Annotated in this window: 20 protein-coding genes; 16 read left to right on the forward strand and 4 right to left on the reverse strand. The window is 37.6% G+C overall.

The features are described from left to right. The first annotated feature begins 24 nt into the window (after positions 1-24). From dnaJ to Q1K34_RS08190, 6 genes are all read left to right on the forward strand, one after another. Positions 25-1,140, forward strand: a complete 1,116-nt coding sequence (dnaJ, locus tag Q1K34_RS08165; RefSeq protein WP_300437027.1) for a molecular chaperone DnaJ — start codon at positions 25-27, stop codon at positions 1,138-1,140. Between the two features lie 209 nt (positions 1,141-1,349). Beyond that, a complete protein-coding gene (locus Q1K34_RS08170; RefSeq protein WP_300437029.1) occupies positions 1,350-2,279 on the forward strand; it encodes an ATP-binding cassette domain-containing protein in 930 nt (309 codons plus the stop codon). Beyond that, positions 2,272-3,570, forward strand: a complete 1,299-nt coding sequence (locus tag Q1K34_RS08175) for an ABC transporter permease (protein WP_300437031.1) — start codon at positions 2,272-2,274, stop codon at positions 3,568-3,570. Before Q1K34_RS08170 ends, Q1K34_RS08175 begins: the two co-directional genes overlap by 8 nt. After that, complete coding sequence (locus tag Q1K34_RS08180) at positions 3,555-4,499, forward strand: mechanosensitive ion channel domain-containing protein (protein ID WP_300437033.1); 945 nt, start codon at positions 3,555-3,557, stop codon at positions 4,497-4,499. The genes Q1K34_RS08175 and Q1K34_RS08180 overlap by 16 nt, the downstream gene beginning before the upstream one ends. Beyond that, complete coding sequence (locus tag Q1K34_RS08185; RefSeq protein ID WP_300437035.1) at positions 4,489-5,388, forward strand: DUF6268 family outer membrane beta-barrel protein; 900 nt, start codon at positions 4,489-4,491, stop codon at positions 5,386-5,388. The genes Q1K34_RS08180 and Q1K34_RS08185 overlap by 11 nt, the downstream gene beginning before the upstream one ends. Then, entirely contained in the window at positions 5,388-6,554 is a 1,167-nt protein-coding gene (locus Q1K34_RS08190; protein ID WP_300437037.1) for a sigma-54 dependent transcriptional regulator, read from the forward strand. Before Q1K34_RS08185 ends, Q1K34_RS08190 begins: the two co-directional genes overlap by 1 nt. On the opposite strand, the gene Q1K34_RS08195 is transcribed toward Q1K34_RS08190, so the two are convergent. Beyond that, positions 6,551-7,156 carry a hypothetical protein gene (locus tag Q1K34_RS08195; protein ID WP_300437039.1) on the reverse strand — a complete coding sequence of 202 codons (606 nt, stop codon included), beginning with the start codon at positions 7,154-7,156 and terminating at the stop codon, positions 6,551-6,553. The genes Q1K34_RS08190 and Q1K34_RS08195 overlap by 4 nt on opposite strands. Before the next feature lie 80 nt (positions 7,157-7,236). Between Q1K34_RS08195 and Q1K34_RS08200 the strand changes: the two genes are divergently transcribed. From Q1K34_RS08200 to Q1K34_RS08220, 5 genes are all read left to right on the forward strand, one after another. Then, positions 7,237-8,121: a PPK2 family polyphosphate kinase gene (locus Q1K34_RS08200; protein WP_300437042.1), complete on the forward strand. Its 885-nt coding sequence runs from the start codon at positions 7,237-7,239 to the stop codon at positions 8,119-8,121. Positions 8,122-8,176: 55 nt separating this feature from the next. Further along, positions 8,177-9,598, forward strand: a complete 1,422-nt coding sequence (locus Q1K34_RS08205) for a M20/M25/M40 family metallo-hydrolase (RefSeq protein WP_300437045.1) — start codon at positions 8,177-8,179, stop codon at positions 9,596-9,598. Positions 9,599-9,677: 79 nt separating this feature from the next. Beyond that, the gene (locus tag Q1K34_RS08210; protein ID WP_300437048.1) at positions 9,678-11,039 is read left to right on the forward strand and encodes an MATE family efflux transporter; all 1,362 of its coding nucleotides are present in this window, start codon (positions 9,678-9,680) and stop codon (positions 11,037-11,039) included. A 4-nt stretch (positions 11,040-11,043) separates the two neighbouring features. Beyond that, positions 11,044-11,274, forward strand: coding sequence for a hypothetical protein (locus Q1K34_RS08215; RefSeq protein ID WP_229340234.1), 231 nt, complete (start codon positions 11,044-11,046; stop codon positions 11,272-11,274). Beyond that, positions 11,275-11,841 carry a phosphatase PAP2 family protein gene (locus Q1K34_RS08220; RefSeq protein WP_300437054.1) on the forward strand — a complete coding sequence of 189 codons (567 nt, stop codon included), beginning with the start codon at positions 11,275-11,277 and terminating at the stop codon, positions 11,839-11,841. Between the two features lie 333 nt (positions 11,842-12,174). Here the strand turns inward: Q1K34_RS08220 and meaB are convergent, their stop codons facing one another. Beyond that, complete coding sequence (meaB, locus tag Q1K34_RS08225; RefSeq protein WP_300437057.1) at positions 12,175-13,251, reverse strand: methylmalonyl Co-A mutase-associated GTPase MeaB; 1,077 nt, start codon at positions 13,249-13,251, stop codon at positions 12,175-12,177. A gap of 103 nt (positions 13,252-13,354) precedes the next feature. Between meaB and Q1K34_RS08230 the strand changes: the two genes are divergently transcribed. Further along, entirely contained in the window at positions 13,355-13,780 is a 426-nt protein-coding gene (locus Q1K34_RS08230) for an organic hydroperoxide resistance protein (RefSeq protein ID WP_300437060.1), read from the forward strand. Positions 13,781-13,793: 13 nt separating this feature from the next. On the opposite strand, the gene Q1K34_RS08235 is transcribed toward Q1K34_RS08230, so the two are convergent. Next, positions 13,794-14,378: a DUF2911 domain-containing protein gene (locus Q1K34_RS08235; RefSeq protein ID WP_300437062.1), complete on the reverse strand. Its 585-nt coding sequence runs from the start codon at positions 14,376-14,378 to the stop codon at positions 13,794-13,796. 224 nt (positions 14,379-14,602) lie between these two features. On the opposite strand from Q1K34_RS08235, the gene Q1K34_RS08240 reads away from it, so the two are divergent. From Q1K34_RS08240 to Q1K34_RS08255, 4 genes are read left to right on the forward strand one after another with little or no spacing between them, the layout of a single operon-like run. Beyond that, the gene (locus Q1K34_RS08240) at positions 14,603-15,148 is read left to right on the forward strand and encodes a sigma-70 family RNA polymerase sigma factor (RefSeq protein WP_300437064.1); all 546 of its coding nucleotides are present in this window, start codon (positions 14,603-14,605) and stop codon (positions 15,146-15,148) included. Continuing rightward, positions 15,132-15,749: a hypothetical protein gene (locus Q1K34_RS08245; protein ID WP_300437065.1), complete on the forward strand. Its 618-nt coding sequence runs from the start codon at positions 15,132-15,134 to the stop codon at positions 15,747-15,749. The genes Q1K34_RS08240 and Q1K34_RS08245 overlap by 17 nt, the downstream gene beginning before the upstream one ends. Continuing rightward, positions 15,730-17,133: a hypothetical protein gene (locus tag Q1K34_RS08250; protein WP_300437067.1), complete on the forward strand. Its 1,404-nt coding sequence runs from the start codon at positions 15,730-15,732 to the stop codon at positions 17,131-17,133. Before Q1K34_RS08245 ends, Q1K34_RS08250 begins: the two co-directional genes overlap by 20 nt. A 39-nt stretch (positions 17,134-17,172) precedes the next feature. Further along, a complete protein-coding gene (locus tag Q1K34_RS08255; RefSeq protein WP_300437069.1) occupies positions 17,173-17,850 on the forward strand; it encodes a peptidoglycan DD-metalloendopeptidase family protein in 678 nt (225 codons plus the stop codon). Between the two features lie 152 nt (positions 17,851-18,002). Here Q1K34_RS08255 and Q1K34_RS08260 read toward each other — a convergent pair whose 3' ends face one another. Then, positions 18,003-18,308, reverse strand: a complete 306-nt coding sequence (locus Q1K34_RS08260) for a GIY-YIG nuclease family protein (protein ID WP_300437072.1) — start codon at positions 18,306-18,308, stop codon at positions 18,003-18,005. Positions 18,309-18,448 lie beyond the last annotated feature (140 nt).

Below are 18,448 nucleotides of genomic sequence, written 5' to 3' on the forward strand. Positions count from 1 at the left end.
TTACAAATTTTGTAAAAACCCAACATGAAAGAAGATTATTACGAAATATTAGGCTTAAGTAAAGATGCTTCAGCTGCAGAGATTAAAAAAGCATATAGAAAGAAGGCTTTAAAGTACCACCCAGATAAAAATCCGGGAGATACGGAAGCAGAAGAAATGTTCAAGAAATCTGCTGAGGCCTATGAAGTTTTAGGAAATCAGGAAAAGAGAGCCAAATATGATCGTTTTGGTCACCAGGCATTTGAAGGTGGTGGCTTTGGCGGTGGAGGTATGAATATGGATGACATCTTCAGCCAGTTTGGTGATATCTTTGGCGGCGGTTTTGGCGGCGGCGGATTTTCAGGTTTTGGCGGCTTTGGTGGCGGCCAGCGTAGGGCTAAAGGAAGTAATCTTAGAATACGCGTAAGTTTAAATCTGGAAGAGATTGCGAATGGATGCGAGAAGAAGATAAAAGTTAAAAGGAAAGTTCAGGCTTCCGGTACTACTTATAAAACCTGCAGTACCTGTAAGGGTACAGGTCAGGTGACCAGAGTGACCAATACAATCCTGGGTAGAATGCAAACGGCATCTCCATGTACTACATGTGGTGGTAGTGGGCAGATGATAGATAAAAAGCCTGAAGGTTCAGATGCTCAGGGCCTCGTAATGCAGGAAGAAACCGTTTCGATCAAAATACCGGCCGGAGTTGAAGATGGAATGCAATTAAAGGTATCAGGAAAAGGAAATGATGCCCCAGGAAATGGAATTCCAGGAGATCTTCTCGTAGCGATCGAAGAAAAAGAGCATGCTACCTTGCAAAGAGAAGGTGATAATTTGCATTATGACCTTTATATAAGTTATTCTGAAGCTGCTTTAGGTACTTCTAAGGAAATTGATACCGTTACAGGTAAAGTTCGTATTAAGATTGAAGAAGGGGTACAGTCTGGTAAGATATTAAGACTTAGAGGAAAAGGTATTAGCAGTATTAATGGATATGGAAAAGGCGATCTTCTGGTTCATGTAAATGTATGGACCCCTAAAACCTTATCCAGGGAACAAAAAGAATTTTTTGAAAGAATGGCTGATGATGAGAACTTCCAGCCGAATCCGGAAAAAAATGATAAATCATTCTTTGAAAAAGTTAAAGATATGTTTTCTTAGAAAGCCAATTTTAAGAAAAAATTTATATATTTGAGAATCACTAAGTCTTTTAGTGATAATTTTTCTTTTTCATAGCAATTTTTTTCCCATCCTTAATTTATTAAGGGTGGGTTTTGTTTTTATAGAGGTTTTTCAAATTATAAAATCCTCTTAATAGCCTTTTACTCTCTTCCTATTTATATATCTTTAACACTTCTACAATTCGCTATATGGAAAATCTTTTGGTTGCGGAAAATATTTATAAACGCTTCGGAAATTTCACTGCACTCAATAACGTTTCAATAAATATCCCTAAAGAAAGTATATTTGGTCTATTAGGTCCCAATGGCGCAGGAAAGACCACTTTGCTCCGAATTATCAACCAAATTACCATGCCCGATGAAGGTAAGATTTACCTTGGAGGCAGGCCGCTTCATCCAGATGATATCGCCCATATTGGATACCTTCCGGAAGAAAGGGGGCTTTATAAATCCATGAAAGTGGGGGAGCAGGCGCTTTATCTTGCCAGGCTTAAAGGATTGTCTAAAGCTGAAGCAAAGGAAAGGCTGCAATTTTGGTTCAAGAAACTGGAAATTGAAGGTTGGTGGGATAAAAAGATACAGGAACTTTCTAAAGGGATGGCGCAAAAAGTACAATTTGTCATTACCGTTTTGCACAGGCCGAAATTGCTCATTTTTGATGAGCCCTTTAGTGGTTTTGATCCGGTAAATGCAAACCTTATAAAAGACGAAATTCTACAGTTAAAAGAAGAGGGAGCTACGATTTTATTTTCAACCCATCGTATGGAAAGCGTTGAAGAACTTTGTGAATATATTGCTTTGATCCATAAATCCAATAAGCTTTTAGACGGCAAGGTTTCAGATATAAAAAAGCAATACAAATCAAATACTTTTGAAGTGGGGCTGGATGCCGTAGACGAACCTACCCTAAAACGTGAGCTGGAAGATCGTTTTACGGTAGGACCAGCGAAATTTAAAAGTATTCAGAACGATTTAAAACTAACGATTAAATTAAAGAATAATGAATCTTCCAACGATTTGATTCAGTTCTTACTCAGCCGGGCCAGAATCAATCATTTTGTGGAGGTGATTCCTTCTGTGAACGATATTTTTATTAAAACCGTGACTCAACATGCGTAATCTAAAACTTATCATTAACCGGGAATATATGGCGAGGGTCAAAAATAAGACCTTTATTGTCATGACTTTTTTGAGTCCGTTGATCTTCGTGGGGATGATCCTGCTTATAGCCTATTTAAGTATGCTGAATAGTACGGAACAGAAGATTATAGGTATTCATGATGAGAGTGGCATGTTTGCAGCCGAATTCAAGGATGGTGAACAGGTACAGTATTTAGATTATTCCGAAAAAGAGCTTGAAATCGCCCGTCAGGAGGTGCTGGATAATGAATATTTTGGCCTGATCCATATTTCAGAATTAGATAGAATTACAGGTAAACCAGCTAATATCGAATTTTTAGGAAAAGACACTCCGGGTTTTGGAACTATTGAAAATATTGAAAAAACCATTTCAGATAAATTAACCAGGGAGCAGCTTATCGCAAAAGGAATTGATGTTTCTGAAATTGATAAAGCACGTGCCGATGTAAGTGTGCAGATCCAGAATTTTTCCGGAGAGCGAAGCTCTAAAATGTCTAATTATATCAAGATGTTTTTTGGAGGCGCAGCAGGTTATCTTTTAATGATGTTCATCATTATTTATGGTAATATGGTAATGCGAAGTGTGATCGAAGAAAAAACCAACCGAATTATTGAAATTATCGTTTCTTCAGTAAAACCATTTCAGTTATTGTTGGGAAAGGTTCTTGGAACTTCATTGGCCGGGATAACCCAATTTACGGTTTGGGTAATTTTAGGAAGTGTTCTCCTGCTGGGAATTTCCTCATTTTTAGGGATCGATCCTGCTGCAGCACAATCCCCGGCCTCAGCAGCTATAGAGAATGCAGCAAGACCGGAGATCAATCAGCTGGTGGTAGATATTCTCAAGCTGCCTTATGCAAGTTTACTTACCTTCTTCGTTATCTATTTTATTGGAGGGTATTTCTTGTATAGTGCGATATATGCGGCGATTGGTGCTGCAGTAGATAGTGAAACAGATACACAACAATTCATGTTTCCTATTATTCTTCCGCTAATTCTTGGGATTTACGTTGGATTCTTTTCTGTAGTTGAGAACCCACATGGAACGGTTTCTACTATTTTCTCTATAATTCCCTTAACGTCTCCTATAGTAATGTTAATGAGAATTCCTTTTGGAGTGCCATGGTGGGAAATTACCGCTTCCATAATTATATTAATTGCCACAAATTTTGGAGTTTTATGGTTGTCGGCTAAGATTTATCGCGTAGGAATTTTGATGTATGGCAAGAAGCCCAGTTATAAAGAACTGTATAAATGGCTCAAATATTAAGTATGCAGGATCAAACAACTAAAGAAAAAGTTACAGAGGTTATTGAGCAGGATATCTGGGGTCTCATAAAAGAGTTTTGGAATGCTGGTTTTAGTTATACTATTAGTAACGAAGAAGTAAAAATTACGGTAGGATTAATAGTTCTGGTGGTACTTGCTTTTCTTTTAACCAGTGTAGTTTTACGGGTGATAAGATCTTTTATAACCTCAAAACTCTTAGAAGAAGATAAGCTAAAGTTCATTAGTGTATTTAAGTTCATTAAATATTTTGTTTATCTCACTGTAATTCTCATAACCTTAAGCTCGGCAGGTGTGGATGTTACCATACTTTTAACTGCTTCTGCCGCCTTGTTTGTAGGTCTTGGACTTGCCTTACAGGAATTATTTCAGGACGTTATTGGGGGTATTTTTATAATTTTAGATAAATCCTTACTGGTTGGAGATGTTATTGAACTGGAAGGGAGAGTAGCTCGTGTCTTTGAAATAAAACTCAGAACTACAAGAGCGCTTACCCGGGATGATAAAGTAATGATCATTCCCAATCATAAATTTATTAGTGATACCGTTTATAATTATACCCAAAACCATAAAACCACCAGGGAAGCTGTTAAAGTTGGAGTTTCCTACGGAAGTGATATTGAGAAAGTGAGAGAGGTTCTACTGGAGTGTACCAGGGAGCAAAAAGGAATTTTAAAGAAGCCTGAACCTTTTGTGCTTTTTGAAGACTTTGGGGATTCAGCTTTGTTATTCGGATTACATTTTTATATTTCAGATAGTTTCGTAGATCCCAAAGTGAAGAGTGAATTACGATTTAAAATCAATCATAAGTTTAGATTGAATAATATCACCATTCCATTCCCACAAAGGGATGTCCATATGTTTTATCCCAGGGAAACAGGAAGCAATGAAGAATTGACTGATGATGCATAAAAGACTTATTTTTCTTATTCTTTTAGGATTCAGTATAAATTCCTTTTGCCAGTCTACAGATCTGGCCAGGTTGGAGTATACTTACTTTCCACAGAAAAATTCAGATAATTCCTTTAGAAGGTCAAGGGCACAGGTAGCTTTTCCTATATCATTGAAAAAAGAAGGCTCCTATTTAATTCCTGGCCTTGAATATAGAAACGTTCATTTTAAATATGATGATCCTGAATTGTTCAATACAGGAGATTTAGATCGATTTCAAAGCTTTACGGCTACATTGGGATATACCTTTAAAATGGATGAAATCTGGAGGTTTGGAGCTCAGGGCGGGGTGAAAATAGCCTCAAATTTTGATCGCGGAGATATTTTGAAAGATGATCTCATTTATACCGGCGCGGTTTTTTTTATCAAAATAAAAGAAGACGATAGATATTACGAGCCCTGGAGACTCATTCTGGGTCTTCAGTATTCTACAACTACCGGTTTTCCCTTTCCGCTACCTATTGTAAATTATTATAAAAGATGGGACGAAAAATGGTCTTATATGCTAGGCACCCCAAAATCCAATTTAAAGTATTATTTTGATGACAGACATGAAGCCCAGTTTTTTGTGACCCTGGATGGTTTTTTCTCAAATGTTCAGAATAACTTTGATACCACTCCTGAAATTGAGAATAATGATAAGCTCGCAGAAAGTATGTCCATGACCATTCTTTTGAGTGGTTTGGGATATGAATTCATGCTTACTGAACACTTGAAATTCTATCTATATGGCGGGCATACTTTAATAAATGATATACGATTTAGGGATGTAGATAGAAATGATGTTTATACTATAAACGATACAAATACATTTTACGTTAGAAGCGGATTAAAATTTACGATACTATAATGGCAAAAATTTTATTAATAGAAGACGAAGCATCGATTAGGAGGGTTTTAAATAAAATTCTTACTGAAGAAAGCAAAGATTATCATGTTACCGAAGCCGAAGATGGATTGGAAGGTATGGAATTGGTGAAAAATGAAGATTTTGACCTTATTCTGTGTGATATAAAAATGCCAAAAATGGATGGTGTTGAGGTGTTGGAGGCTGTGAAAAAGATAAAACCGGAAATTCCGGTGGTTATGATCTCCGGTCATGGTGATCTGGATACTGCAGTGAATACCATGAAAATTGGAGCTTTCGATTATATTTCTAAACCGCCAGATCTAAACCGACTTTTAAATACGGTTCGTAACGCTTTAGACCGAAAGGAGCTTGTGGTAGAAAACACAAGGCTTAAAAAGAAGGTGAGCAAGAACTACCAGATGATTGGTGAATCTGAAGCAATTCAGAATATCAAGGATATGATTGAAAAGGTTGCGCATACCGATGCGCGTGTTCTAATCACTGGTCCCAATGGTACGGGAAAAGAATTGGTAGCTCATTGGCTTCATCAAAAAAGTGATCGTTCTAAAGGACCTATGGTAGAGGTTAATTGTGCTGCCATCCCTTCAGAATTGATCGAAAGTGAACTTTTTGGCCATGTGAAAGGAGCTTTTACTTCCGCTAATAAAGACAGGGCAGGGAAGTTTGAGGCAGCAAATAAAGGAACGATCTTTCTGGATGAAATTGGCGATATGAGCCTTTCAGCCCAGGCGAAGGTTTTAAGGGCGCTTCAGGAAAATAGAATTTCTAGAGTAGGTAGCGACAAGGATATTAAGGTAGATGTTAGAGTAGTTGCGGCTACGAATAAGGATCTTAAGAAAGAAATCGAAGAGAATAATTTCAGGGAGGATCTTTATCATAGGCTTGCCGTGATCCTTATTGAAGTGCCGGCTTTAAAAGATCGAAAAGAAGATATTCCTCTATTGGTTGATTATTTCAGTGAAAAGATCGCCCAGGAGCAGGGCACCAACAAAAAGGAGTTTACTGAAGATGCGATACAGGTTTTAAAAGAAAGCGAATGGCGCGGAAACGTTCGGGAACTAAGAAATGTGGTGGAACGATTATTTATCCTTGGCGGAAAAGAGATTACCGATGAAGATGTAAAACTTTTCGGAAGCCGTTTCTAAGGTCTTTTATTTCGGGGATTCTTAGGATTATATTTTAGAAAATACATGGTATCCCCGCTAGGGTGGTCCCATTCATGAAAAAGTTCAAAACCCACCCGTTGGTATACGATGGCATTTGTTCTTCCGCGGGTTTCAGCATATAATTCCAGGCCGGTATCGTGTGCGGTTCTGAAGAAAACATCCTTCATTTCTTTTCCTACCTGCGTATCTGCACCGCGATAGTCTTTTAAAATACCCCAAAACCAGCAATAAAGATATTCTCCCTCCTGAGGACGCTGATTTTTGATATATTTTTGAGTTCTTAGAATCTGTAGCGCATTTTTAACTCCGGTAACATTTGCAACAAGTTTAAGTTGCGCCCAAAGATCTTTCCAGATATTATCATCATTCTTACTGGTCTTAAAAAGGATGGCAACACCCTGGCGGTTTTCAGAAACGATAAGCGCATCTTTTTCAATCGCTTTATCTACCATGTGGGTAGCGAGATATTGAAATCTTTTATCCCTATTTCCTCCCTTTTTTACGATATCCATAGAAGATGGAATTTCTTTTAAAAGTGTGGTAACCTTATCTATGATGTCTTTCCTTTCAAGTTTGTCCAAGCTGAAAAATTATTTGCTGCGAAGATAAAAAAATTAACTCTTATAAAGATTGTATATTTAATTGTAGATACATTGAAGATATGAAACAAATAGACCATTCCGCATTGAAGGTGGCAGGAAGTACAGAGCTCTCCCAGACAAAGACTAAAATAGATCTTGGCGCTTCAGAAGAAAGGATAAAGGGTGAAATGAAAGAAATTAGAAAAGATCTTGGGGACTGGCAGGATAAGTTATATGCTCATGGAAAATATGCGGTGCTTATATGTTTGCAGGGAACAGATACTTCCGGAAAAGATAGTTTGATAAGAGAAGTTTTTAAAGATTTCAATAGTAGGGGAGTGGTAGTACATAGTTTTAAAGTTCCTTCGGAAAAAGAGCTAAAGCATGATTATTTGTGGAGGCACTATATCGCATTGCCAGAACGAGGAAAATTTGGTGTTTTTAATCGCACCCATTATGAAAATGTGCTGGTGACCAGGGTGCATCCAGAATATATTTTGAGTGAGAATTTACCCGCAATAGATAGCACCGGGGATATCACGGAAGAATTCTGGAACAAAAGATTTGAACAGATTCGGAATTTTGAAGATCATATTGCTGAAAATGGCACCATCATATTTAAATTCTTTCTGCACCTTTCTAAAGAAGAACAGCGTCAACGGCTTTTAAGAAGATTGAATAAGCCGAGCAAAAACTGGAAATTTTCTCCGGGTGATCTTAAAGAGCGGGAATTGTGGAACGATTATCAAAAATGTTATCAGGATGCTATTAACAAAACTTCTACAGAGAAAGCTCCCTGGTATGTGATTCCGGCAGATGATAAAGCTACCGCCAGGTATTTAGTTGCTAAAATTCTCTACGAAGAATTAATCAAATACAAAGATATTAAAGAGCCGGAATTGGATCCTGAGATTAAAAAGAATCTCGATACCTATAGGGAAGATTTGAAAAAGGAAAAGAATTAACCAGGCTTCGCATAAATGAAAAAAATGCCGTTATTTAGCGGCAAAATTATTTTTCATGAAGTCATTTTATTTCACTTTTATTCTAATTTTTTCTGGAATTATGGCCTTTGGTCAGAACAATTCCACATCTGATTCTCTTAATATTAGAAAAATTTACGACATGTCTCTTCTTAATGGGAAGAGTTATGAGTGGTTAGACCATTTATCTAATGAGATTGGAGGAAGATTGTCCGGATCATTTAGTGCGCAGCAAGCCGTAGAATATACCAAAGTAGAACTTGAAAAGCTTGGATTGGATAAAGTATGGTTGCAACCGGTGATGGTTCCAAAGTGGACGCGTGGAGAAAGGGAGTTTGCTTATGTGCAAACCGCCCCGGGCGTTACACGAAATGTCAATATCACTGCGCTTGGTGGTTCTATTGCCACTCCTGCCGGAGGAACAAAGGCCAAGGTGATTGAAGTACAGGGATTAGAACAGCTAAAAGAATATGGCCGGGAACAGATTGAAGGAAAAATTGTATTCTATAACAGACCTATGCGTGCCGATCATATTCAGACTTTTGAAGCTTATGGCGGTTGTGTGGATCAGCGTTACTCAGGTGCAGAGGAGGCTGCAAAATATGGTGCTGTTGGAGTCATCGTAAGGTCTATGAACTTACGAATGGATGATTTTCCGCATACTGGCGCTATGAGTTATGGTGATACTCCAAAAGATAAGAGGATTCCGGCAGCCGCGATTTCTACCAATGATGCTCAATATTTAAGCGGAATTCTAAAAGTTCAGAAAGACCTGGAATTATATTTTAAAATGAGTTGTGAACTGCATGAAGATGTTGAGTCTTATAATGTTATAGGTGAAATAACCGGTTCAGAACAACCAAAAGAAATTATGGTTGTAGGAGGTCACCTGGATTCATGGGATCTGGGCGATGGTGCTCACGATGATGGCGCCGGTGTTGTGCAATCTATGGAAGTGCTTAGGCTTTTTAAAGAGATTGGCTATAAACCTAAAAAAACGCTTCGAGTAGTGCTTTTTATGAATGAAGAAAACGGACTTCGTGGAGGGAATAAATATGCTGAGGTCGCAAAATCGAAGAATGAAAATCATGTTTTTGCATTGGAGAGTGATGCAGGTGGTTTTACTCCCCGGGGTTTTAGTTTTATGGCTACAGATGCGCAGTTCGATAAAGTGCTTGCCTGGAAAAATTTGTTCAAACCTTACCTTGTCCATTATTTTGAACAGGGGGGAAGTGGTGCCGATATAGGTCCGCTGGAAGGTGGTAATACCGTTTTAGCAGGTTTAAGGCCAGATTCACAGCGTTATTTTGATTATCACCATGCTGCAAACGATACTTTTGATAAAGTTAATAAGAGAGAACTGGAATTAGGTGCTGCTACAATGGCTTCCCTGGTGTACCTGGTAGATAAATATGGTTTTAATAATATAAGCAAGGAAACTACAGAGATCCTGGATTGATCATTCGACTGAAGAATTTAGGGATTATCACTTTAAAAGAAATCTAAAGCTTCTACCTTTGCAAACTTAAAATTTAGTTTTGCAGCTTACAGCCTACACCAAAGAATTTCGGAAGAACCTTAATATCGCTTATCCCGTGATGCTCGGTCAGTTAGGTCATGTGATGGTAGGTTTGGTAGATAACCTTATGATAGGTAGATTGGGAGCTGCCCCGCTGGCAGCAGTTTCTTTAGGGAATGCCCTGGTTTTTATCGCCATGTCAATGGGAATTGGTTTCTCTTTTGCTATTACGCCTTTAATTGCAGAAGCTGACGGCGCAGATGATCTTGAAGGTGGTAGAAGCTATTTCCATCACGGACTCATTCTTAGCAGCATCAATGGGTTATTACTTTTTATACTTCTGCTTATCGCCAAACCGGTGCTCTATTACCTGGATCAGCCGGCTGAAGTGGTAGAACTCGCCATCCCTTATCTTAATATTGTAGCTTTTTCCATGCTTCCTTTAATGGCGTTCCAGGCTTTTAAACAGTTCGCCGACGGACTTTCTCAAACCCGGTACGCTATGTATGCCACGATTTTGGCCAATGTAGTGAATGTGGTTTTCAATTATTTATTGATCTACGGAATCTGGTTTTTCCCGAGACTGGAACTGGAAGGTGCGGCCTGGGGTACGCTTATTTCAAGATTCTTTATGCTTTGGTTTGTTTGGGAGATTTTAAGGCGAAAGTCAAAATTCATAGAATATTTTAAGTGGTCTAAAAAAGAAATGATCAAGTGGTCTGTTTTTAAAAGAATACTCTCCCTTGGTTTTCCAACAGCTTTACAAATGCTCTTTGAAGTCGCCATTTTTACCGGAACTATTTTTTTGGCGGGGAATCTTGGTACCAATCCGCAGGCGGCCAATCAAATCGCTTTAAACCTTGCCTCCATGACTTTTATGATCGCAGTAGGTCTTGGCGTAACTGCGACTATTCGGGTAGGTAACCAGGTAGGATTAAAACGCTACAGGGAATTAAGGAGGATTGGATATTCTATTTTCTTACTGGTCTTCTTGATTGAAGCCGTTTTTGCAATTCTCTTCATTCTGCTGAAGGATATTTTGCCGGTTTTCTATATAGACAATATTGAAGTAATTTCATTAGCATCCCAACTGCTTGTCATCGCGGCATTATTTCAGCTTAGTGACGGGATTCAGGTGGTGATTCTGGGGGCCTTAAGAGGTTTGCAGGATGTGAAAATACCCACCGTTATTTGCTTTATTTCTTACTGGATCATCGGCTTTCCGGTCAGTTTTTATTTCGGACAGGCAGATGAATTAGGCAGTATGGGAATATGGTTGGGATTGCTTGCAGGCTTGACATCCTCGGCAATATTGTTATATTTCCGCTTTAATTATTTAAGCCGAAAATTAATCAGGACAAAAGAAACCTTAATAGCATAGTTATATGGAGCTTCCAAAATTTATATTAGGAGACAACACAGATCTTCCCGAATCAATTTTTGTGATTCATACTGAATTTCCACGTTTTATCATTGATCTGAAGGATGATGAGGTGGAATGGCTGGAAGATTTTGATAAAGATGATGAAAAAGAGCTTTCAAGCGAAGCTGAATCTTTGATCACCCAGGCAAATGAATTTTACGACCGTGAGGTAAATCGATACGAAGACAGTTAAATGGGGAAATTAGCCGAATTAGACAGGGAACTTTTCTTATTCCTAAATAATCTTGGTTCAGAAACCTGGGACTGGTTATGGATCGCGATAAGTGACAAATGGATGGCCATTCCCTTATATGCGCTTTTGCTATATCTTATCTTCAGAAAATTCGGCTGGAAACCAACTTTGATCACCATGGTGGTAGTTACTTTATTGATTACCGCTACAGATCAATTAGCCAATATCTTCAAACATGGGTTTGAAAGACCAAGGCCCTGCAGGCAGGAAGGCGTGATGGAATATGCCAGATACGTGGCAGAAAGATGTGGCAGATTTGGATATTTCTCTGCTCATGCAGCAAACTCTACCGGAGTGGCAGTTTTTTTAAGTCTCCTTTTTAGAAAACATTATCCTAAACTATTTGTATTTCTTTTAATTTGGGCCGTAGTAGTGTCTTACAGCAGGATATATCTTGGTGTACATTATCCGGGGGATGTTGTGACGGGTATGTTTATAGGTGCTGTTTTCGGATATCTATTTCATCTTCTCAGAAAATTTCTGACGAAAAAAATAATATCATCCTAAATCTTGTGTTTGTTACTTTTTTCCATTGATGAAAAAAGTAACCAAAAAAATCTAGGCTTCCGAAAAATTATTTGAATTTATTTTTCACCTAAATTTTAGGAACTCGCGAGGGTGATTCTAGCATATACTAAAATTAGTTCCGCTTAAACAGCCTAAAATTTTGCGCTGGTTTCACTTCAAAATTCATAATAAATTTTCGATAAGCCATTGAAGATAAATCACAATGATTTCTGAAATAATAAGTCTCTATAAATTAAAGAATTTAAAAAAAGTCATATTGAAGGTTTTAATAATTGTTTAGAAAGCTATTTCTTAAAATTCTAAAAGAAAGATCTAAGCCAGGCTTAATAAATATTTTGCGGCAGCGAAAGCCGTAGTTTTATTATTTTCAATAAGCTTTAATTGTTCTTTTAAGGCAGTTTTGATCTTAGGATCATCGTAGAACCTGCTTTTCAAATAATCATTGATGGTTTGATATAACCAAAATTTATTCTGCTCCTGTCTATTGTGCTGAAAGTGGCCATTTTCATCTACTTTCGCCTTAAATTCAGTAATCATTTCCCAAATATCCGGAACTCCTTCATTGTATAAGGCGCTGCAAAGTTTTACTTTCGGTTTCCATTCACTTTCTTTTGGAGGATATAAGTGTAATGCGCGATTAAATTCCATTTTAGCGTCCCTCGCTGCTTTCTGATTTTCTCCATCGGCTTTATTAATGACGATAGCATCTGCCATTTCCACGATACCTCTTTTAATTCCCTGAAGTTCATCACCGGCGCCGGCAAGTTTTAATAATAAAAAGAAATCGGTCATACTATGGACGGTGGTTTCACTTTGTCCAACCCCTACGGTTTCAATAAGAATGACATCAAATCCCGCTGCCTCGCAAAGGATAATACTTTCCCTTGTTTTTCGAGCTACGCCACCAAGGGAATCGCCGCTGGGGGAAGGCCTTATGAAAGCATTTTTTTCAGTTACGAGTTTTTCCATTCTTGTTTTATCTCCCAAAATACTACCGTGAGAAACAGAACTACTGGGATCTACGGCAAGAACAGCCACTTTCTTTCCCTGTTCTATCAAATAAGAACCAAAACTCTCAATAAATGTACTTTTGCCTACACCAGGAACGCCTGTAATTCCAATCCTAATGGATTTATGTGCGTGAGGCAAAGCACCTTCAATTAAAGATTCTGCCTGTTTTTGATGGGTTTTCTGGTTGCTTTCAATCAGGGTAATGCCTCTTCCCAGCGCTGTTTTGCTTCCGTTCAGCAAATCCTTCAAAAAATCCTTTTCAGAAGATTTATTTCTCCTGAAACTTCTAATCTTTTTCGCAGATTCTGCACTTATATTTTTAGAGGCGGGTTTGCTTCCAGACTCGCTTAAGGCTGATTTTTGCTGTTCTTTACTCAAAATTAGGTTGAATATTTATGACAAATTTATGAAATCGTGTTTCAGGCATCATTAAATGCTTGGTATATTGAAGCAAACTAAATTACTTAAATTATTTCACGCAATGAAAAACCTGTATAAAACTAAAGTAACTACGCACGGTGGTCGTAATGGTCACACTCGTAGTGAAGATGGTATTTTAGATATGGAACTTAAAAAGCCGGAGGGCCTTGGTGGTCCGGGTGGCGATTATTCAAACCCTGAGCAATTATTTGCTGCAGGCTATTCTGCCTGTTATGGTAGTGCACTGGAAGAAGTAGCTAAAAAGCATAAGGTAGAGCTTGGAGATTATAGTGTGACCGCTACGGTAAAACTTGGCCAGACAGATTCAGGAAATCTTCAGTTAACTGCTATTCTGGATTCTTACATTCCAGGAGTTGATGTGGAAACAGGTGAAAAACTTGTAAACGAAGCTCATGAGATCTGTCCTTATTCCAGAGCGACAAGAGATAATATAGATGTTAGTCTAAACCTACTTTTAGACGAATAAAATTTGATTTTGTTTAGATTGAAGAGGTGCCAACTGGTGCCTCTTCTTCTTTTATGGGAATACGAATACTGGTGTCATCCCAGGCAAGCACCATATTAACAAATTCCCCGTTTTCTTCAAAAAAAATGGTGAACTGTTCCAGTTCTTTATTTATTTCTTCTACAGGTCTTTCCAGCACGAGGGAGTCGAATTGTGGATCACGGTAAGCTTCTTCGTTCATGTTAATACCCCAGGGATACATTTTTGAATTGAACATTATTTTCCAGCTATTTTCCATAGGAATAGTCCATAAGGTGTATTTTCCGGCCTCTAAAAGACTTCCGTCCACTAGAATATCCTGATTTGTTTCAAAAGTAGTGGCCTCGTTAGCACCGGTTCTCCATACTTCGTTATATGGAACAAGATTTCCGAAGATACGCCTGTCTTTTTTATAAGGCCTGTTATAAAAAACTTCTAATTTTAACCCATCCTGCTCATAAGTTATTATTTCCTCGGGGCTATGTGCTTTCGTGGTATATCTTAAGATGAACATGACGATAAGCCCTAGCAAAGCAAGGATTCCTCCAATCTTCAGTATAAGTTTAAGATTTTTGTTCATAATTTGTTTTATAGTCTTTTTTCAAAAACCTCGCCATAACTTCAATTCAAATGTAGTAAGATTTAATAAACAGGTATCTTCAAGAGATTGTCTAAAGTTAAATCGCATCTCATCATATAAAAGGTATAAATTAGATCCAGATGAAAAAAAATTTATGATTTTTTGCAACGCGAGGATATTAGTCTCGTCTTTAAAATGAACTAACCCATCAAAAACCAATTAAATTGATACAGCATAAGCTAATAGAAGCTTGCAAGCAAAATAGCCGAAGGGCTCAGTTGCAGCTGTACAACAAATATTGTGACGGGATGTATTATGTGGCATTGCGATTTATGCAAGATACGATGGAGGCAGAGGATGCAATGCAGGAAGCTTTTATAAAAGCCTTCTCAAAATTACATCAGTTTAACGGAGAGGTCACCTTTGGTGCCTGGCTTAAACGAATTGTCATCAATAAATGTCTGGACAAGCTAAAAGCAAAGAAACTGGAATTAGTCGCTATAAACGAGCAGACTCTTGGAACGGTTGAAGATGAAGAGAACTGGCAGATAGAAGACGAAGTGAGCATAGAAGAAGTGAAAAAGAAAATGGAGAATCTGCCTGAAAAATATAAATATCCTTTAATGCTATATCTGGTAGAAGGTTACGACCATGAAGAGATAAGTGAGATTTTAGATATCACACAGGTCGCATCCAGGACGTTAGTACACAGGGGAAAAAAGAAATTACAGGAAGAACTAAAAAGATTGAGAAATGGGACAGGATATTAGAGAGATGTTTCGAAGCGAGAAGCATATAGAAAATGAAAAGCTTAGGGAAGGTCATCAAAAAAGATTTGAAGCCAGGCTTGAGGAAGCGCTGCCGGTTGAGAAAAAATCAAAACAAGGTTATCGTGATTTCCTTAAAATAGCAGCTGTGATAGTTGTAGCCCTAGGAATAGGTGCTTTCTTTTTCTTCAATAACAATGAGCTGCCTGTTCAGCATAACAATCAAATGGTAGATGCTCCGGCTGAGGAAGTTTCAGAAGAAGAGAAAGAGTCAACTACAGAATACAGGTTGAGCGATGTTTCTCCTGAATTCAAAAAAATAGAAGATTATTATATGGCGAGTGTGAATATTCAGCTGGCCAAGCTGGAAATGACTCCAAATAACAAAGAACTTATAGATGCATTTATGAAGAAACTGGAAACCCTGAATGATGAATATATAGCATTGAATGCTGAAATTCAGGATACCGGTTTAAATGAGGAAACTGTTGAAGCGATGATCGCGAACTTACAGCTAAGACTGGATCTCCTTAAAAAATTAAAAACAAAGTTGAACGAAATTAAACAATCAAAAGACAACAGATATGAGAACTATCAGGCTTAAATACGTGATTTTGTCACTGCTTTTTACCACAGCTGGAAGTTTTGCTCAAACTAAAAAACTAAGCAAAAACTATAAAACTTCGCAAGATGTGAATGTAGAACTCGATTCCAGACATACGAATATCATCATTGAAAACTGGGATAAGAACGAGGTGCAAATAGAGGCTTTTCTTGAAGGAGATACCGGTGACAAGGAAATGACAAAGAAAATTCTGGATTCGTGGAAACTGGAAACATCAGCTTCCAATGGAAAAGTAAAGATCAATTCAGGGGGCAGTTCTAATTGGAGTATGGATATGGGAGAAATAGACATAGCAATGTCTCATTTACAACCGGCTTTAGATGAGTTGCCAGATATGCTGGGTCCTTTAATGGAAAATCTTGTGGGTCCTATTCTGAACAATATAGCTGAAAATCCACTTCCGCCTGGATTTGCTGAAGATATGAAAGGTATGAAATTCGATTACGAAGCCTATAAAAAGGATGGCGACAAATACCTTGAAAAGTGGGAGGCAGATTTCGAAAAGAAATTCGGAAAAGAATATGAAGTCAAAATGGAAAAGTGGGCTGAGAACATGGAGAAGAATTCTGAAAAATGGGAAAAGGAATATGAAGTGAAAATGGAAGCCTGGGGCAAAGATTTTGAAAAGGATATGGAAGCCTGGGGAGAAGAATTCGGAAAGAAAATGGAAGCCTGGGGTGAACGATTTGGAAAACAATTTGAAGCTCAAATGGAAAATAGTGGAGGCAACGTTTTCATTATGGAAGATGGAAAGGGTGTAAAATCGAAAAAAACCATCAAACTTAAGATTCCGAAGGATGCAAAATTAGAATTGAATGTACGTCACGGAGAATTAAAACTTGGAAGCAATATAAAAAACCTGAAAGCCGATCTGTCACACAGTCGGCTTTCAGCTAATCGAATCATGGGAAAGGATACCCATATAAAAGCATCTTATACGCCAGTAAAAGTAGCTTTTTGGGATTATGGTGTACTTTCTACCGAGTTCGTTAAAAGCTGCAATATTGATAAAGCGGTGAGTATTAAGTTAAATTCAAATTCCAGCGATGTGGTGATCAATGAACTTCAGAAAACCGGGGTTTTAACCGGTTCTTTCGGTAAGCTGGATATCAATAATCTTGGCGCCGGATTTGAAACCCTGAATATCAGCCTGGAAAATAGTGATCTGGAGCTCAATGTTCCGGATACAGCTTTCAATTTTACTTTCAATGGAATGCAAAGTTCCATAAAACATCCATCAGGTTTGAAATTAAAATCTACCAAATCGTACGATAATGAGATCCTGAATGGGTATAATAAATCCAGGGAAGGAAATTCCAATATCACTATAAAAGCTAATTTTAGCGATGTATTGATAAATTAAAACATAGATATTACATTTGGCTTCCTTAAGTTAAATGAGATGCAAAGTTTTTCTGATTTTTTAAATGAATTGACTTCCGGTTTTACTCCTGTTATTGGAGGGGCGTATAAGCAGGAAGATTACGCATATATAGACCTTTCTGAAAATAACCGGGATCTATTGAAACTTGAAGTTGCTTCTTCGGAAGCATTTTCTATTTTCATTTTAGAATATCTAAAGAACAGAGAATCCAAGGCTGCATATGGAGGATACAATGAATTGAGAACTTTATATAACCGAAGCCAGCTTTTTAATAATACGGAGGCAAATCGAAATATTCATATTGGGCTTGATATCTGGGTTCCTGCTTTTTCCGATATTATTAGTCCTTTAGATGCTAAGATCCATAGTTTTAGAGATAATGATAATTTTGGCGATTATGGACCAACTATTATTCTTGAACATAATTTACAGGATCGAAAATTCTTCACACTTTACGGACATTTATCACGAGAGTCACTTAATAACCTGGAGATCGGCAAGGAGATAAAAAAAGGTGATAAAATTGCTGAATTAGGTGATTATGATGAAAATGGCGATTATGCGCCTCATTTACATTTTCAGATCATCGAAGATATGCAGGGCAATGTCGGAGATTATCCCGGCGTGGTGAAAAAAGAGGATTTAGAAATTTTTCTTAAAAACTGCCCGGATCCTAATTTGTTGTTGAAGATTTAATCTACAATAGTCATTCCTCTAAATTTGTCATTTCGACGAAGGAGAAATCTCATTGAGTTTGGAGGTTAAAGATTCTTCGCTCCACTTTGTTGCGCTCTGAATCACATACGACTGTCATTTCGGAGTGGTATCATTCCGACACAGGAGGAATCTCATATCCTATCGTTCAAGAAGTTCCAAGAAGGATTGAAATTTGTAATTAAATCATCTTTCTTTTGCCTAGACCAACCTTTTATTATTTTTTCCCGCTGGATTGCAGTATCTATATCAAAGAAAAGTTCATAATATATAAGATAAAAACAATTGTATTTTGCGGTAAACGCTTTGCTGTTTGCTTCCGGATTTTTATGCTGGTATAAGCGATTTTCTAAATTATTTGTTACTCCTATATATAAAACAGTTTTATGTTTATTGGATAGAATATAGACATAGTAATTATGTGTTCCAAAGGTTTTCATCTTACTATATTAAGAAATAATGTGATTAGATTCTTCGCTCCACTTTGTTGCGCTCTGAATGACCTGTGCTTGTGATTTCTGTCATTCCGACGTTAGGAGGATTCTTTAGTTTGAACAATTTCTTTGGAAAAGATTCTTCG

The sequence above is a fragment of the Christiangramia sp. genome (genome assembly GCF_029937855.1).
In the GTDB taxonomy this organism is placed as follows: Bacteria; Bacteroidota; Bacteroidia; order Flavobacteriales; family Flavobacteriaceae; genus Christiangramia.

Excerpts from the sequence above, each read along its gene's own strand:
- dnaJ (WP_300437027.1), top strand. The coding sequence starts at position 25 with ATGAAAGAAGATTATTACGAAATATTAGGCTTAAGTAAAGATGCTTCA.
- Q1K34_RS08170 (WP_300437029.1), top strand. The coding sequence starts at position 1,350 with ATGGAAAATCTTTTGGTTGCGGAAAATATTTATAAACGCTTCGGAAAT.
- Q1K34_RS08175 (WP_300437031.1), top strand. The coding sequence starts at position 2,272 with ATGCGTAATCTAAAACTTATCATTAACCGGGAATATATGGCGAGGGTC.
- Q1K34_RS08180 (WP_300437033.1), top strand. The coding sequence starts at position 3,555 with ATGGCTCAAATATTAAGTATGCAGGATCAAACAACTAAAGAAAAAGTT.
- Q1K34_RS08185 (WP_300437035.1), top strand. The coding sequence starts at position 4,489 with ATGATGCATAAAAGACTTATTTTTCTTATTCTTTTAGGATTCAGTATA.
- Q1K34_RS08190 (WP_300437037.1), top strand. The coding sequence starts at position 5,388 with ATGGCAAAAATTTTATTAATAGAAGACGAAGCATCGATTAGGAGGGTT.
- Q1K34_RS08200 (WP_300437042.1), top strand. The coding sequence starts at position 7,237 with ATGAAACAAATAGACCATTCCGCATTGAAGGTGGCAGGAAGTACAGAG.
- Q1K34_RS08205 (WP_300437045.1), top strand. The coding sequence starts at position 8,177 with ATGAAGTCATTTTATTTCACTTTTATTCTAATTTTTTCTGGAATTATG.
- Q1K34_RS08215 (WP_229340234.1), top strand. The coding sequence starts at position 11,044 with ATGGAGCTTCCAAAATTTATATTAGGAGACAACACAGATCTTCCCGAA.
- Q1K34_RS08220 (WP_300437054.1), top strand. The coding sequence starts at position 11,275 with ATGGGGAAATTAGCCGAATTAGACAGGGAACTTTTCTTATTCCTAAAT.
- Q1K34_RS08230 (WP_300437060.1), top strand. The coding sequence starts at position 13,355 with ATGAAAAACCTGTATAAAACTAAAGTAACTACGCACGGTGGTCGTAAT.
- Q1K34_RS08235 (WP_300437062.1), bottom strand. The coding sequence starts at position 14,378 with ATGAACAAAAATCTTAAACTTATACTGAAGATTGGAGGAATCCTTGCT.
- Q1K34_RS08245 (WP_300437065.1), top strand. The coding sequence starts at position 15,132 with ATGGGACAGGATATTAGAGAGATGTTTCGAAGCGAGAAGCATATAGAA.
- Q1K34_RS08250 (WP_300437067.1), top strand. The coding sequence starts at position 15,730 with ATGAGAACTATCAGGCTTAAATACGTGATTTTGTCACTGCTTTTTACC.
- Q1K34_RS08255 (WP_300437069.1), top strand. The coding sequence starts at position 17,173 with ATGCAAAGTTTTTCTGATTTTTTAAATGAATTGACTTCCGGTTTTACT.
- Q1K34_RS08260 (WP_300437072.1), bottom strand. The coding sequence starts at position 18,308 with ATGAAAACCTTTGGAACACATAATTACTATGTCTATATTCTATCCAAT.